General features: G+C 43.6%; 13 protein-coding genes. 6 read left to right on the plus strand and 7 right to left on the minus strand.

What is annotated here, in order from left to right:
- Window positions 1–232 precede the first annotated feature (232 nt).
- The 6 genes from secF to COV43_05015 are packed head-to-tail and all read right to left on the minus strand — an operon-like array spanning window position 233 to window position 6,705.
- On the minus strand, window positions 233–1,123 hold the full coding sequence (secF, locus tag COV43_04990; protein ID PIR25519.1) for a protein translocase subunit SecF: 891 nt from the start codon (window positions 1,121–1,123) through the stop codon (window positions 233–235).
- Entirely contained in the window at window positions 1,123–2,853 is a 1,731-nt protein-coding gene (secD, locus tag COV43_04995; GenBank protein PIR25520.1) for a protein translocase subunit SecD, read from the minus strand. The genes secF and secD overlap by 1 nt, the downstream gene beginning before the upstream one ends.
- Before the next feature lie 21 nt (window positions 2,854–2,874).
- Complete coding sequence (gene yajC, locus COV43_05000) at window positions 2,875–3,204, minus strand: preprotein translocase subunit YajC (protein ID PIR25521.1); 330 nt, start codon at window positions 3,202–3,204, stop codon at window positions 2,875–2,877.
- A gap of 50 nt (window positions 3,205–3,254) precedes the next feature.
- Window positions 3,255–4,415 carry a tRNA guanosine(34) transglycosylase Tgt gene (locus COV43_05005; protein PIR25522.1) on the minus strand — a complete coding sequence of 387 codons (1,161 nt, stop codon included), beginning with the start codon at window positions 4,413–4,415 and terminating at the stop codon, window positions 3,255–3,257.
- 46 nt (window positions 4,416–4,461) lie between these two features.
- On the minus strand, window positions 4,462–5,493 hold the full coding sequence (locus COV43_05010) for a tRNA preQ1(34) S-adenosylmethionine ribosyltransferase-isomerase QueA (protein PIR25523.1): 1,032 nt from the start codon (window positions 5,491–5,493) through the stop codon (window positions 4,462–4,464).
- Between the two features lie 57 nt (window positions 5,494–5,550).
- Entirely contained in the window at window positions 5,551–6,705 is a 1,155-nt protein-coding gene (locus tag COV43_05015) for a hypothetical protein (GenBank protein ID PIR25524.1), read from the minus strand.
- A gap of 117 nt (window positions 6,706–6,822) precedes the next feature.
- Here COV43_05015 and COV43_05020 point away from each other — a divergent pair, with 117 nt between their 5' ends.
- Both COV43_05020 and COV43_05025 read left to right on the plus strand, forming a co-directional pair.
- Window positions 6,823–7,023 (plus strand): hypothetical protein, encoded by a 201-nt coding sequence (locus COV43_05020; GenBank protein PIR25525.1) that lies wholly within the window; start codon window positions 6,823–6,825, stop codon window positions 7,021–7,023.
- Window positions 7,020–8,612, plus strand: coding sequence for a hypothetical protein (locus COV43_05025; protein ID PIR25526.1), 1,593 nt, complete (start codon window positions 7,020–7,022; stop codon window positions 8,610–8,612). Before COV43_05020 ends, COV43_05025 begins: the two co-directional genes overlap by 4 nt.
- A gap of 37 nt (window positions 8,613–8,649) precedes the next feature.
- On the opposite strand, the gene COV43_05030 is transcribed toward COV43_05025, so the two are convergent.
- A complete protein-coding gene (locus tag COV43_05030) occupies window positions 8,650–9,315 on the minus strand; it encodes a uracil-DNA glycosylase (protein ID PIR25567.1) in 666 nt (221 codons plus the stop codon).
- 135 nt (window positions 9,316–9,450) lie between these two features.
- Between COV43_05030 and COV43_05035 the strand changes: the two genes are divergently transcribed.
- The 4 genes from COV43_05035 (at window position 9,451) to COV43_05050 (ending at window position 14,589) form a co-directional block, all read left to right on the plus strand.
- Window positions 9,451–10,368 carry a hypothetical protein gene (locus COV43_05035; GenBank protein PIR25527.1) on the plus strand — a complete coding sequence of 306 codons (918 nt, stop codon included), beginning with the start codon at window positions 9,451–9,453 and terminating at the stop codon, window positions 10,366–10,368.
- 120 nt (window positions 10,369–10,488) lie between these two features.
- Window positions 10,489–11,766 carry a hypothetical protein gene (locus COV43_05040; protein ID PIR25528.1) on the plus strand — a complete coding sequence of 426 codons (1,278 nt, stop codon included), beginning with the start codon at window positions 10,489–10,491 and terminating at the stop codon, window positions 11,764–11,766.
- Window positions 11,767–11,774: 8 nt separating this feature from the next.
- Window positions 11,775–13,040: an Mn transporter gene (locus tag COV43_05045; protein PIR25529.1), complete on the plus strand. Its 1,266-nt coding sequence runs from the start codon at window positions 11,775–11,777 to the stop codon at window positions 13,038–13,040.
- Between the two features lie 97 nt (window positions 13,041–13,137).
- Window positions 13,138–14,589 (plus strand): hypothetical protein, encoded by a 1,452-nt coding sequence (locus COV43_05050; protein PIR25530.1) that lies wholly within the window; start codon window positions 13,138–13,140, stop codon window positions 14,587–14,589.

A 14,589-nucleotide genomic window follows, 5' to 3' on the forward strand; every position in this document is an offset into this window, starting at 1 on the left:
TTACTTTGCTTATTACTTCTTTCTCAAACCTAAATAGCACACATTTTTTGCCATTATGCCCATCCTGAGTGGAACGAAGGATCTCCTCTGACAATTTTGTGTTTTGCCGCGATGACGATAATAATTGTAGAGACGTTTTGTCAAAACGTCTCTACGGTAATGGGATTAAAATTGTCAGAGGAGATTGCCACGTTTTTGTTGTACAAAAACTCGCAATGACAGAATTTGTAATTCACTTCTTCGAAGACATCAAGCGGTACATCCAAATATATAAAGGTGAAGCAACGAAGATGGAGGAATAGGTTCCCACGATTGTTCCCACTGTGAGGGCAAAGGCAAAGTCGTGCAAAGTGCCGCCACCGCGGTAGAAGAGCACAAGCACTACAAATAAAACGGTAAGGGAAGTAATGATCGTTCTTCCCAAAGTTGAATTGATGCTTGAGTTAATCACGTCTAAAACTGTTGAAGGAGAAATGTCAGCTTTGTTTTCACGAATGCGATCGAACACCACGATAGTGTCATTGACAGAATATCCAATCAACGTGAGGATGGCCGCCAAAATAGTAAGGTTGATCTCTTTTCCCATCCAAGCAAAAAGTCCAAGCGTAATGGTAACATCATGAATCAAGGCAACAACCGCGCCTGGTGCAAAGTTGAAATCGAAGCGGAAGCCAATGTAGATGAGCATGATGAGCCATGAAGTGAGAATGGTGAGCCATGCTTTTGTGCGAAGATCTTTTCCTACTTTTGGTCCAACGGTTACTTCTTGATCGAGCTGTACATTTTCTTCTCCAAATTGTTTTGCAAGAGCAGCAGTGATGGGATCGCTAATGCTGGCGTGCTCTTCCGGTAATCCAACTTTAATACTCATTCGACGTTCTTCAGGATCTCCAAAGCGAACAACGTTCATGTCTCCTAAATTTAAGTCTTTAAGAGCATCTCTGATAGCTTGTTCATTTATGGCTTCTTTGAATTGGTATTCGAGTTTGGCTCCGCCTTTAAAGTCGATACCGTAGTTGAAGCCTTTTTTCACCATGGCAAAAATGGAGAAGGCAACTAAGGCTGAAGACATGAGCAAAAAAAGTACTCTGTATTTCATAAAGTCAAAATGGAAAGTTTTCATTAGACACTCACCTTTGTAATTCGTTTTTTGATTAAGAAATAATCGTATGCCATGCGTGTGCACACGATGGCGGTATACATACTGATGACAAGACCAATAATAAGAGTGACCGCAAAGCCTTTAATGGGGCCAGTTCCAAACTGATACAACACAATTCCCGTGATGAGTGTAGTGATGTTGGCATCGGTGATGGTGCGGATTGCGTTTCCATAACCAGCATTGATAGCGGCTTTGGCGAGGTTTCCTTTTTTCAGTTCTTCTCTGATGCGCTCAAAAATAAGCACGTTCGCATCCACAGCCATACCAAGCGTGAGTACAATTCCCGCAATACCAGGAAGGGTGAGGGTGGCTTGGAAAAGCGCAAGTGCCGCCATAATAAAAAGTAAATTAATAGCGAGGGCGACGTTGGCAATTAAACCTGAGCCACGATAATAAAGCACCATGAAGACAAAGACGCACAGTGCACCAAGCAGTGTGGCTGAAACTCCCTGTTTAATGGAATCTGCTCCAAGGCTTGGACCCACAATGGTTTTGGTTGCTTCTGTAAGTGTTGCGGGAAGAGCGCCTTCATTCAAAACTAAAACAAGATCTTCGCATTGTTTTAAAATATCTCTAAAGTTGCCGCGACCCATTTCAATTTGAGCTCGGCCGCCAAGAATAGGCTCACGAATAAGTGGCGCCGAGTTTACAACTCCATCAAGCAAAATTGCTAACTGTTTTCCCACGTTGTTTTTTGTGAGATCGCCAAATTTTGTGGTGCCTTGAGCATCGAAAGTAATGCTGACAAAAGGTTCATTGTTGTTGATGTTGGTTTGAGCACTCTTCAGCATTTGACCTGTTAATGCGGCTCTGCGGGTGAGAAGGTATGGCGTTCCACCAAGCAGTTTGTGTGAAAGAGGATCATAGTTGAGGCTGAAGCTTATTTCGGTATCTTGCGGAAGTTTTTTTGCAAGCTGCTCGTTTATACTTTGCTTTGCTTCCAGTGAAAAATCATCTTCGGCAAGCTTGAGTGACTCTCGAGCTTCTTTGAGCATGGAAGCTAAGTCGGCGGCTTGCACACTTGCATCCACCAATTTGAATTCGAGCATGCCCGCGCGTTTAATCATGCCAATGGCGCGCTCGGGGTCTTTGATGCCGGGAAGTTCAACCGCAATGCGATCGTTGCCAAGGCGTTGGATGGAAGGTTCGGCTACACCGTAGCGGTCGATTCTGTTGCGCACTTTTTCAAGTGCTTGCTTGATGATGTGATCGAGCAAGTAATCGCGATGGCTCTCATCCAAAACAAAACTTAAGTGATTGTTTTCATGTTTTTGGATGGCCAAAACGTTTGCAAAGTTTTTCTGAACGATTTCACGAGTGGCTTCAATGGCGTTGGCATCGGATGCGAAGATTTCAATGCTTTGCGTTTTTACTTCTTGGCGGATTTCGCTGGTGACAACATTGTTTTTCCCAAGTTCAGCTTTGATGTCATCAACAAGCACATCAACTCTGTTTTCAATTGCTTTTGCCGTTTCCACTTCAAATTCGAGGTACAAACCGCCGCGGAGATCGAGCCCAAGGTTGATGCCTTTTTCAGGAAGCACATCATAATACCAAGGAAGCGATGTTCCAGATGCAAGTGCAGCTTCGCGTTTTTCGGACATTCCTAAAAAACTGGGCAAAACAACGTAAATTGAAATGAGAATCAGACTACACAGAAGCGCGAGCTTCCATTTCCATGCGTTTGGCATAATTCCACCTAGGTTGAAAAGTTATTTCACAATTGTTGCGATCGCTTCACGGTTGAATTTCACCTGCACTTTATCGGCAATTTCAAGCGTGATGATGTTGTCGGCAATGCCATACACCGTTGCATGCATGCCGCCGCGAGTGATGACTTTGTCACCTTTAGCAATAGCTGCGAGCAGTTCTTGATGTTGTTTTTGCTGTTTCTTTTGAGGACGGATAAGAAGAAAATAAAAAATGGCAAAAATGATTACAAGCGGTGCAAATGAAGCGAGTGCGGAACCTTGTCCGGCTGCTCCATTTTGTCCAGGTGTTGCCATGGCATGCGCTGTTGAAATGAAAAGTTCTGAAAACATAAGACACTCCTTCGTGGGTACCGGATTTTCTTGAGCAAAAAAACGAAGCGTTATGATGCTCCAGTTTTTCTTTTCTCAAGGAAATTCTTCTTGAATTCCGGGTAGTTTTCTTGCTCTAGTGTAAGGCGCGCGTGATCTATCAAATTGAGGTAGAAATGTAAATTGTGAATTGTGTTCAGCCGTGCCGAAAGAATTTCGTTGGCTTGTGCCAAGTGACGAAGATAGGCGCGGCTATAGTTTTTGCAGGTGTAACAGCTGCAGTTTTCATCAAGTGGTCTGGGGTCGTTGGCGTAGGGTGCGTTTTTGATTTTCACATCGCCAACGGAAGTAAACAGATGGCCGTTTCGCGCGTTTCGGGTTGGGAGCACGCAGTCGAACATATCAATGCCGCGATCGATGCATTCCACCAAATCTTCCGGAGTACCAACGCCCATCAAATAGCGCGGCTTGTCTTGTGGAAGAAGTGCAGTGCACACTTCGGTCATTTCATACATAAGCGGAATAGGCTCGCCAACAGAGAGCCCGCCGATGGAGTAACCGTTGAAGCCAACGGTTGAGGCATTGGCAGATTGCGCGCAAAAAGTTTCGGAAATATCTTGAATGCGCTGGATATATTCTTTGCGCAAATGAGGATGCATGCCGCCTTGAACAATGCCGTATAAAGCGTTTTGCGAAGTGCGCGCCTCCAGGCAACGCTTGGCCCAGCGCAAGCTGAGGTCCATCGATTTTTTTGCCGCGGCTTCATCGGCTGGGTAGGGAGTGCATTCGTCCAACACCATCATGATGTCAGATCCAAGTGATTCTTGAATTTCGATGGCTAACTCTGGAGAAAGAAAATGTTTTTGCCCGCCGTCGAGGTGACTTTGAAACTCAACACCTTTTTCGGTGAACGATTTTCGCAAATCGGCCAGCGAAAAAATCTGATATCCGCCGCTATCCGTGAGAATGGGCCGATCCCAGTTCATAAACTTATGCAAGCCACCAAGTTCTTCTACAAGTTTATGTCCTGGTCGAAGAAAGAGGTGATAAGTATTTGAAAGAACGATGGAAGCGCCAAGCTCTTTTAGTTCTTCGGGCAGCATAGCCTTCACGGTTCCAAGGGTGCCAACAGGCATAAACACCGGCGTCTGAATTTCACCATGCGCGGTAGTGATTTTCCCCCTTCGCCCACGGGTTCCGGCTGATGTGCTGATGAGATCGAAGCTAAACATGGGCCGTCTCATAGAATGCTTTAATCTGGCTGGCAAGTATTAAAGCCTAAACAATCAACATACAATCGCCAAAAGAGAAAAGGCGGTAGTCTTGTTTGATGGCTTCTTCGTAGCATTTGAACAGGAAGTCTTTTCCCACCAAAGCTGAGACCATCATGATGAGGGTGGATTTGGGCTGATGAAAGTTGGTGAGCAGGCCATCGATGACTTTAAATTCATAACCCGGCGTGATGAAAATATTTGTAGTCCATTGGCCATCGCGCAGTTTGTTATCTTCCCATGCAGACTCCAAAGCACGAGTAGTGGTAGTTCCCACGGCGATAATTCTGCGGCCTTCGTGTTTGGCGCGCGTGATGAGTTCTGCTGTTTCAGAAGAGATGCTGATTTTTTCGCCGTGCATTTTGTGTTCTTCAAGAGTGTCAACACGCACTGGCGCAAAGGTATCAATGCCAACGTGCAAAGTGATAGTGCATACTTCAACACCTTTTTGTTTTATTTCAGCCAGCAAGTTTTGGCTTAAGTGCAAGCCAGCAGTTGGAGCAGCGGCCGAGCCAAATTTTTCGGCAAAAGTAGTTTGATAGCGTTCGAAGTCAGCTTCAGTGTAAGCATCTTTTTCTGTGCGTTTGATGTAAGGCGGAAGAGGCGGCACTCCATGATTGTTCATGGCCAGCTTGAGGGCGTTGGATCTGAATTCTACGAGCAAGTAAATATCTTCGCGGCCTTTTGCTATAGCGGTTGCCTGCATGCCAAAGAAAAATTTCTCGCCGGGCCGAATGTTTTTTGCCTTTTTGATGAGGCAGCGCCACACATTTGCAGTGTCGCTTGGCTCAACCACAAGCAGCTCAATCTTTTCTCTTCCTCCGCGCGTTCCAAACAAGCGCACCGGCGCTACTTTGGTGTTGTTGAGCACCAACACATCACCTTCACGCAAAAAAGCAGCAAGCTCACGCACATGATGATGCGCAAAAGTTTTCTGGGCACGAGAAAGCAGCATCATCTTACTGGCATCCCGTTCGGGAAGAGGAGCCTGAGCTACAAGCTCTTCAGGATAGCTGTAATTAAAGTCATTCACCTTCATAGGCAGGCCTTGATAGTGGAAAGCGCCAAGAGTTCAAGGTGAAAGTGTCAAAAAATGCTACTTTGATGCTGAGAATAACGAAAGCCTTTTCAGCATTGCGTTGCCATAGTAAAACTTCAGGATGTCTTTGTAACTGTAACCCGCTTCTGCCATACCTTTGGCGCCCCATTGGCACATGCCTACGCCGTGGCCAAAACCTCGGCCGGCGATGATCACTTCTGTGTCGCCCATGCCGATGTTGAACCAAGTACTTCTGATTTTAGTGTAGCCAAAGATTTGCCGAAGCTTGTCGGCTTTTACCATGATGAGACCGTTGTTGGTTGAAAGCAAAAGGTGATCGACGCGAAGTGAGTCTTCGTGTGTAATGACGGAAATGTCTTGAAGTGTTTTAAAGTCAAATCCATTTCGATGGAGGTTTTGGATGAAAGTATTTTTTGGAATGTTATATTCCCACGTGATGCGTGGAGTGCGTCTGCAAAAATTATCATTGGTGAAATAAGTTGCTTTTGCATTTTTCCAAACATGATCTGCACTTTCAGTTCGCCCTCCGCAAAGTGAGTGAAAATAAGTTCTTGCGGGCGATGTCTTTGAAAACAACACTTCATTTTCAGTGGCTTCGGTTGCTTTTTTTGCTCTCGCGTCAAGTTGAGATATGCCGTTGTAGACTTGATCCATCACGGTTGCGCGCAGATCGAAGAGTTTGTTCGGCGCGTGCTTTCGCACACTTTGTATACTTGCGTAGGCATAACTTCTGGCTGCCACTGCTTGGGCTTTCAGGGCCTCTATGGGCCAACTTGGCGACATCTCGCTTCCCAAAATGCCAATCAGATAACGTTCTAGGGAAGTGGTGTTGATGAGATCAAGATGGCCATTTTCCCTTTTCGCGATCGTTAGGTTTCCGGCGTAAGTTTTTTCCTTAACCGTAAACTGTGCTTCAGGATGGGAAAGGGTAAAAGTGTTCCCGTCAATTGATTGTCCGTTGATGCCGATGCCACGTGCGTTGGAGGTGATGAAGAGTTTTTTCAGGCGCAACGTTGTCTGTGTTCCAGATTCAGCTGTGATGTGAGCGCCGCTTTTATCCACTTCAAGGCTGATGGAGGGAAGATCTTCTTGAATCAGCACACGAATGTGACTTATTTTTTTTGCTGAGCTGGCAAAGGAAAAGCCTGGAAAAACAAGTGAAATCAAGAGGATGAGGATTATTTTTTTCATGATTGGAGATAATTTTTCTTCTGAGAGCAAGTGCTCCTGTTTTTTTGAACGTATCCCTAGCAGAATTTTGACGAAAGAAAACAGCAAAAGAGGATCAGCACTTCCCCACTAGACCTCTTGCAGAACCGTCGCGAGCGGCCCAAGGACGAGGCGGGGTGGGGCCCCGAAACCGGAGCGTATAGGGAAATACGTGAGGATTTTGGGGTGCCCCAACGAAGGCATTGGGTCGCGCAGCAGGTTATGCAAGAGGTCTACTGTTTTAGACTGGACATCCCGGTAGAACCTGCATTACTCAAGGGAAAAGGAGCATTGTTGTGAATCAGAAGCCAGCGCACATTCCACATCGTCTTTCTGTGCCCGTTCGTGTTTTACTCATCACGGGAACGGCGGCGTTTGTCTTGTGGTTTTTTGGACTTTTTTTCTCGAATCAATTTGAAGCAAGTTCTTCGCAGGTGTTTGGCATTTCTCTTTCGCATTTTCTTTTTGTGCTTCAAGTTTTTTTGGTTTCTCTCACTGCAGCCATTGCGTCGTACCGATATTACGACAAGCCGCTCTCTCTTTTGCGCACCGCTGTTGATCATGCCAAAAAAGGTTCTCTTTACGAAAAAATAGAACTTCAAGGCGATGATGAATTAACCGATCTTGCCAGACAATTTAACGAAATGATGAAGCAGCTCGACACCCTCTACCGCCGGCAAGTTGAGGTGGAGAAAGATCTTGCCATTGCTGATGAAGCTTTGAAGTACAAGCGCAGTCTTGAAGAAAAAAATCTTGAAATTGAACACTCCAAAAAGAAGTTGGAATTTATTGTTAAAGACCTTTCGCTCATTCATGAGATTGGACAAAAGGTAAATTCTGTTACTGATCTTGATAAACTCTACGCTCATCTCACTTCCATCTTGAAACGCTATTTGCACATCGATGAATTCGCCATCATGGTTTACAACGATGGCAAAGAAGAAATGCAAGTGAAGGCGGCATATGGTTTTGTCAATATTAGCAAAGTGATGAAAACAACGTTTCAGCGTGGTGAAGGCATTTCAAGTTTAGCCGCTGAAATGGGAAGAAAAATTTATGTTGCCGATGTCAGCAAAGATCCACGGTTCCTGCATTACAAGTTAGAAGATGAAGGAAAAGCAGGCTCATTTCTTTCCATTCCACTTGCGTTCAAAAAAGATATTTTAGGTGTGATTAACTTTGCTCGTAGCCAAGTTCACGCCTTTAGCGCAAACGATGTGCGCATGTTGTCGCTGGTTGCAAGTCAGGTGGCACTGGCCATTATGAATGCTCGTCTTTATACGCAAACGCGAGAGCTTTCGGTAAAAGATGAACTTACCGGTGTCTACAACCGTCGTCATTTCCAGCGTATGCTGCATGTAGAATGGAAACGTGCTGTTCGTTTTCGCAGAGATCTTTCTGTGGTGATGGTAGATGTGGATCACTTCAAAGAATATAATGATAGTTTTGGTCATCTTCTTGGAGATGATGTCTTGAAAAAACTGGGAAATCTTTTTGTCAAAAATCTTCGTGAGGTAGATACCGTTGCTCGTTTTGGAGGCGAAGAATTTGTGCTCCTGCTCCCTGACACTGATAAACACGGCGCTATAGCGGTGTCTGAAAAATTGCGCCGCTTGGTTGAAAAGCAACGCTTTTTTAGCGCTGGCCAAAAAGAAACAAGAACAGTTACCATTTCTTTGGGGCTTTCGACATATCCAGATGATGTGGGTGAAATTGAAGAGTTGGTAGATTTTGCCGATATTGCCTTATATCGCTCGAAGGAACGCGGAAGAAATCAAGTAACGTGTTACGCCCCACCCACACCACGCCCAGTGAAAGAGCTGGAAGGCATGACAAAAGACGGCACCGAAAAACCAAGCATAAAAGAGCGGCGCCGTTCGATGCAATAAATGAGGACGCATCATAACTCCCCCAGCCCCTCTTAACTTAAGAGGGGAGAGTATTGTCATTCTTCAAAAATTCAATCACTTTAAGCATGTCTTCCCAAACTGGTTTTTTCATGTTTGGATTTCGAAGTAAGAAAGCGGGATGATAGGTTGGCATTACGGTGATGCCGTCCCAGTCTTGAAAGTTTCCGCGAAGGCTTCCAATTTTTTCCTCCGTCTGCAAAACGCCACGTACTGCGGTTGCGCCAAGGCATACAATAACTTTTGGGGCGATGATGTCGATTTGCTTGCGCAAAAAAGGAATGCAAGTTTGCATTTCATCATCAGCAGGTGGGCGATTGTTTGGCGGGCGGCACTTATTGATATTTGCAATGTAGACATCGCTTCGTGCATAACCCATGGCTTCAATGATCTTGGTGAGAAGTTTTCCTGCTCTTCCCACAAATGGTTCGCCTTGCATATCCTCATCTCTTCCGGGAGCTTCACCTACAAACATAAGATCGGCATTGGGATTTCCTACTCCAAACACTAAGTTTGTTCTGCCTTCGCACAGTCTGCACAGTTTGCAGTCTCCGATATTTTCACGAAGCTGCAAAAGTGCTTCGGTATTGCCTTTGAGAGCTGTTGGGTTTTCTTTCACTTTTATTTGAACGACATCTTTGGAGGAAAGAGTTTTTTTTGTTACAGGAATACTCGTTATTCCCATGAGGGTTTGGTATTGAAGTGTTTTTTCGAGTTCAGCTAAAAAGCTTTTTTTATCCATGTTTCCTCTTTAGTGTATTTTTTTTGCCACTTTTAGATAGGCATTGATTTATCGAGAGAAGCCACCATAATAGCTGACATGCTAATTGCAATCCTTCTTTTTTCAGTGTGCTTTTTTTTTCTCGATTCTCCATCAGCTTATGCGTGGGGCCCGGGGATGCATGTAGAAACCGCACTTCGCGCCCTTGAAGTTTTGCCTCTCATTGCGCCGCATCTTGCAGCACTTATTTCCAGATACCCTGATGATTTTGTGTATGGATCAACAAGCCCCGATATTATTGTGGGAAAAAAATATGCAGGCTATCATTATCATTGTCACAATTGGCGAATGGGGAAACTCATTTTGAGTGAAGCAAAAACGAAGCGTCAGCAAGCCGCGGCCTATGGCTATTTGCTGCATCTTGCCATTGATGTGGTGGCTCATAATTATTTCGTCCCTTACAAAATGGTGCGTGCATATAAAACAAAATCATTATCTCATCTTTATTGGGAAATGCGTTTTGATTTGGGTGTTGGTGATGTGGCGTGGAAGCAGATGGGAAGAATTACAGAACATCAAATAGAAGAATTTGATGCTTTGCTTGAACGAGTCTTGAAAAAAACACTTTTTTCTTTTTCAACCAATAAAACTATTTTCAACAGCATTCTTATTCTTCACAAAATAAAAGGCATGAAAGAAAGTTTAAGTTTGTATGCCAAAAAATCGAAGTGGGATTTAGAGGAAGGGAGAAGGCAACACTATCTCGAACTTTCGTGGAAAGCTGCTTTAGATTTTTTACAGCACCCTGAGGAAGCCAAGTGTTTTTCAATGGATCCCGCTGGTCTAGAACGTATCGATTATTCTTCGCGCTTGCGTGCACGTTTGAAAAAAATGATAGCGCGTGGCTTAATTCAAGAAGCTGATGCTGAAAAGCTTGTCAAAAAATATGGCGCCGCACTTTTGCATGGTTTGTATGATCCAGATGCTAAGCTGCCGGATGTGACAGATGTTCTTTAATGAGACAAAACCTTTTTTCCCATTGCACCATCGCCCCAGCGTACCACTGAACTATCTATTGCTTTTTTCACTCCACTCCATTATCAACGCGAAAATTATGCAGATTTCGGAAGCTTTATTATGTTCTCATTTTACACAGAAGTCCTTAAGCTTGGAGTTACTGACCGTCATGGCAGATGGCTTGGGAAGCCTCATGACTTTATTGTAAACGTCTCCAACGCCTATCCTTATCTTACTCATATTGTGGTGAAGAAGGGTGCTTTTCCCTCTCGTTATGCCGTTGTTCCTTGGGCAAAAGTTCAATATGGAGCAAAAGGTTTTCACCTTAGAAGCACGTATGAGGAACTTTCTTTTTCAAAAGAGTATTATTCTCCCGATCACATTACGCTGCGCACCAGTATTGTAGATCAACAAGTCGTTGATACCTTCAATCGAAAAGTGGTGCGTGTGAACGATGTGCATTTTTTAGTGCTCAACCATGAATTTCGTCTTGTTCATGTTGATGTTGGAGTGCGTGGAATTGTGCGCCGGCTAGGTTGGGAATCTTTTATTGATCGCATTGTAAAAGTTTTTTCTCCTTCTTCAAAATATCTTAACGAGCGAGGTTTTATTTCGTGGAAGTTTGTTCAACCGGTTTCCATTCAAGATGCTAGCGGTCGTATTAAGCTCAATGTGGAACAAGAAGCTCTTCAAGAAATTCCGCCATCTGATATTTCTGAAATGTTGATGGAGCTTGATGCTTACAATCGTCCTGCGATGTTGAAAATGCTTGATCTTGAGCATCAAGTGGAAATTTTAACAGAGTTGGAACTTAAGTGGCAGAAAGATTTCTTTGAAGATCTCGATATGAAAACAGCGGTGGATATTTTTGAAAATATGTCAGCTGATGATGCTACCGATTTATTTCGCGCGCTCTCAAAGCGAGGCCAGAAGCGGCTTTTATCGCACGTCTCAAAAGAAAGAGCAGAAGAGGTAGAAGAGTTGCTGGAACACGAAGATGATTCTGCTGGTGGTATTATGACAACAGAATTTATCACGCTTGGCATTCATATGACGGTTGGTGAAGCCATTGAACATATTCGCGCAAGAGAAGAAGAGGTTGAAACCATTCACTGTAGTTACATTGTGGATGAAGAGCAAAAAATTTTGGGAAGTATTTTGGTTCGCGATCTCCTCTTTGAGCCAAATGAAAAAAAAGTAGAAGACTTGATGGAAACTATTGTGCCGTCAATTCATATCGACGACTCCATTAAAGAAGTGGCGTTCACGTTTGATAAGTACAATTTTTTTGTAGCTCCTGTAGTTGATGATGAAAATATTTTGCAGGGAATTATCACCAGTGACGACGTGTTGACGCACGTAATTGAAGAAGCATACGGCGAAAAGTCTGGGATATAAGTGAAAATATGGAACTTCGTGAACGTATAAAAAAAGTAAAACCACCTGCCGTAAAAGGGCTTTGGAAGAATCTCGCCATTTTCTTCGCAGTTCTTGGACCGGGAATTATCACTTCAAATGTAGATAATGATGCTGGCGGCATTGCAACCTACTCTATTGCTGGTGCGCATTATGGCTATGGTTTTGTGTGGGCAGTTTTACCAGTTATACTTTCCCTTATTGTGATTCAAGAGATGAGTGCAAGAATGGGAGCTGTGACGGGAAAAGGGCTTGCAGACCTTATTCGCGAGCACTTTGGTTTGAAAATTACCTTTTATGTGATGCTGGCGCTGTTGGTTACAAACCTTGCAAACACCATGGCCGAATTTGCGGGAGTAGCAGCTTCACTCGATATTTTTGGAGTTTCGAAGTACATCTCTGTTCCTTCTTCAGCTTTTTTTATCTGGTGGCTGGTGGTGAAGGGAAGCTATCGTTCAGTGGAAAAAGTATTTTTAGGAGCCTGCCTTTTTTATATCACCTATGCTATTTCGGGTGTGATGGCCAATCCCGACTGGGGTGAAGTGGCGCATGCGGCTGTGCATCCACAAATTGAAATGAACTGGCCGTACTTGTATATGCTGATTGGTGTTATTGGTACCACCATTGCGCCGTGGCAGCAGTTTTATTTGCAGGCTTCCATTGTGGAAAAGGGAATTGATGTTGAGAACTATCGCCAATCCAGGTGGGATGTGTGGATTGGCTGCATTATGGCCGGAGTGGTTGTCTTCTTTATTATTATCTCTTGTGCAGCAACGCTTTATCCTGCAGGGATCCAAATTGAAAATGGTGCCGAAGCAGCGCTTGCCCTCAAGCCGCTTGCAGGAAAGTACGCCTCGTGGCTTTTTTCTTTTGGTCTTTTCAATGCCTCTCTTTTTGCGGCTTCAGTTTTGCCTTTGGCAACAGCCTATTATGTGTGTGAAGGCCTTGGCTTTGAAGCTGGCGTCAACAAAAGTTTTAGCGAGGCTCCACAATTTTATGGTTTATACACAGCAATTATTATCGTGAGCGCTGCAGTAGTGCTGGTGCCAAAGTTTCCGCTTGTCTTTATTATGGTTTTTTCGCAGGTTTTGAATGGTATTCTTCTTCCGTTCGTCCTCATCTTTATGTTGATTCTCATCAACAAGAAAAAGCTGATGGGTGAGTTTGCCAACGGTATCCTTGGCAACATAATTTCTTGGACAACCGCTCTGGGATTGATTTTGCTGACCCTCTTGATGTTCTTCTTCTTCTTTTAAAAGACAATTCGAAAGCCAACAAAAGGCTTGAAATGACTTTGCAAAATAAGCAGAGCAGTGATAGCTAAGCCACCTCTTGCACAAGGATAATTGCTTTATGAAATCGCGTACGATTTTTCTTTTTTTCATCCTCCTTTTTTCATCTTCTTTTTTACAAGCCGATGAAAATGTTCTGACGCTTTCAGAAAATATAGTTACAGAGCGAGTGCTTGAAAAAAATCTTCAGGTAAAACAAATCCAACTCAATCCCTCCATTGCTGAAGAGCAAATTACACTTTCGAAGGCAAAGTTCGATGTAACTTTAGATGTGAATGCTGCTCATTCAAGAGATGAACTTGAGCGCTCGAGTGCTTTTTTTGGAAATCGTATCGACTCAACTCTTTTCAATCTTGATCTTAAAAAAGAATTTGCAACTGGAACCACCACTTCTCTTGGCTATTCGCATACGCGCAGCAAAACATTTGGATCCACCATTATTTCTTCGACGCCTCTTTACGAAGGTGTTTTAGAGCTTCAGCTGTCGCAGTCACTTTGGAATAATGCGTGGGGAGCAAACTCAAGAAGAGTACTTGAAAGCTCGAAGCTCTCTTCTGCGTCAGTTGATTTTGCAAGCAAGCGATCAGTTCAAGAAGTTTTGCTTGGGGTTTTAGATGCGTATTGGAATTGGAATGTAAGTCAGCAGCAATGCAAAGCCAAAAAAGAATCTCTGGATCAGGCGAAACATTTTTTAAGCATTGTTCGCAAGAAAGAACATTTAGGTGCGGTTGAAGAAACTGATGTGCTTGCGATACAAGCAAATGTGCTTTTAAGAACATCTGCACTTTTAGAATCTGAAAATATACGCGATGCTTTTGAAGCAGAATTAAGAACAGCGTTAGATATAGATGATGATGTTACGCTTTTGTTCAGTGCAGAAAAAAGTGAAAAGAAAAAAATCTCCTACACGCAAGATCTTTTAGAATCAGCTTTAGCGGAGAGACCCGATTTTCAAGCTCAAAAAAAGAATGTGGAACGTTTGGGAGTAGATTTTGCTGTTGCCAAAAATAGGAGATATCCAAACCTTGAACTTGTGGGCACGCTTGCCGAAAATGATATTGATGCAAGCGTTTCAGAAAGTTTTCAAACTGATCATCCCAAGTGGTCGCTTGGTGTGAACTTCTCTTTTCCGCTGCAAAATAGAAAAGCGCGTGCACTTTACACACAATCGAAACTCCAAAAGATGCAGGCTGTGTTTGAATTAAGACGTCTCAAACTTTCTATTGATCATGAACTTCAACAACTTTCAGATGCATTGCATCGTAAAGCCCAGCAGGTGGAAAAATTGGAAGAAGCAAAACATCTCCATGCTCGAAAGCTTTGGCAAGAAACCGAAAAATATCAAATGGGAAGATCTAGTTCCGAACGCATTATCAACTTTCAAGATGATCTTATAGAAGCTGAAGATAGAGTTTTAAATATGTGGAAAGAATACAAAAATACCGAAATGAAATTTGAGCTTGCAAAAGGCACGCTTGGTTCTGCGGCCTTTCAAAAAAGCGTCCAGGAATAA

The sequence above is a fragment of the Deltaproteobacteria bacterium CG11_big_fil_rev_8_21_14_0_20_42_23 genome, from assembly GCA_002796345.1.
Taxonomy (GTDB): Bacteria; UBA10199; UBA10199; order 2-02-FULL-44-16; family 2-02-FULL-44-16; genus 1-14-0-20-42-23.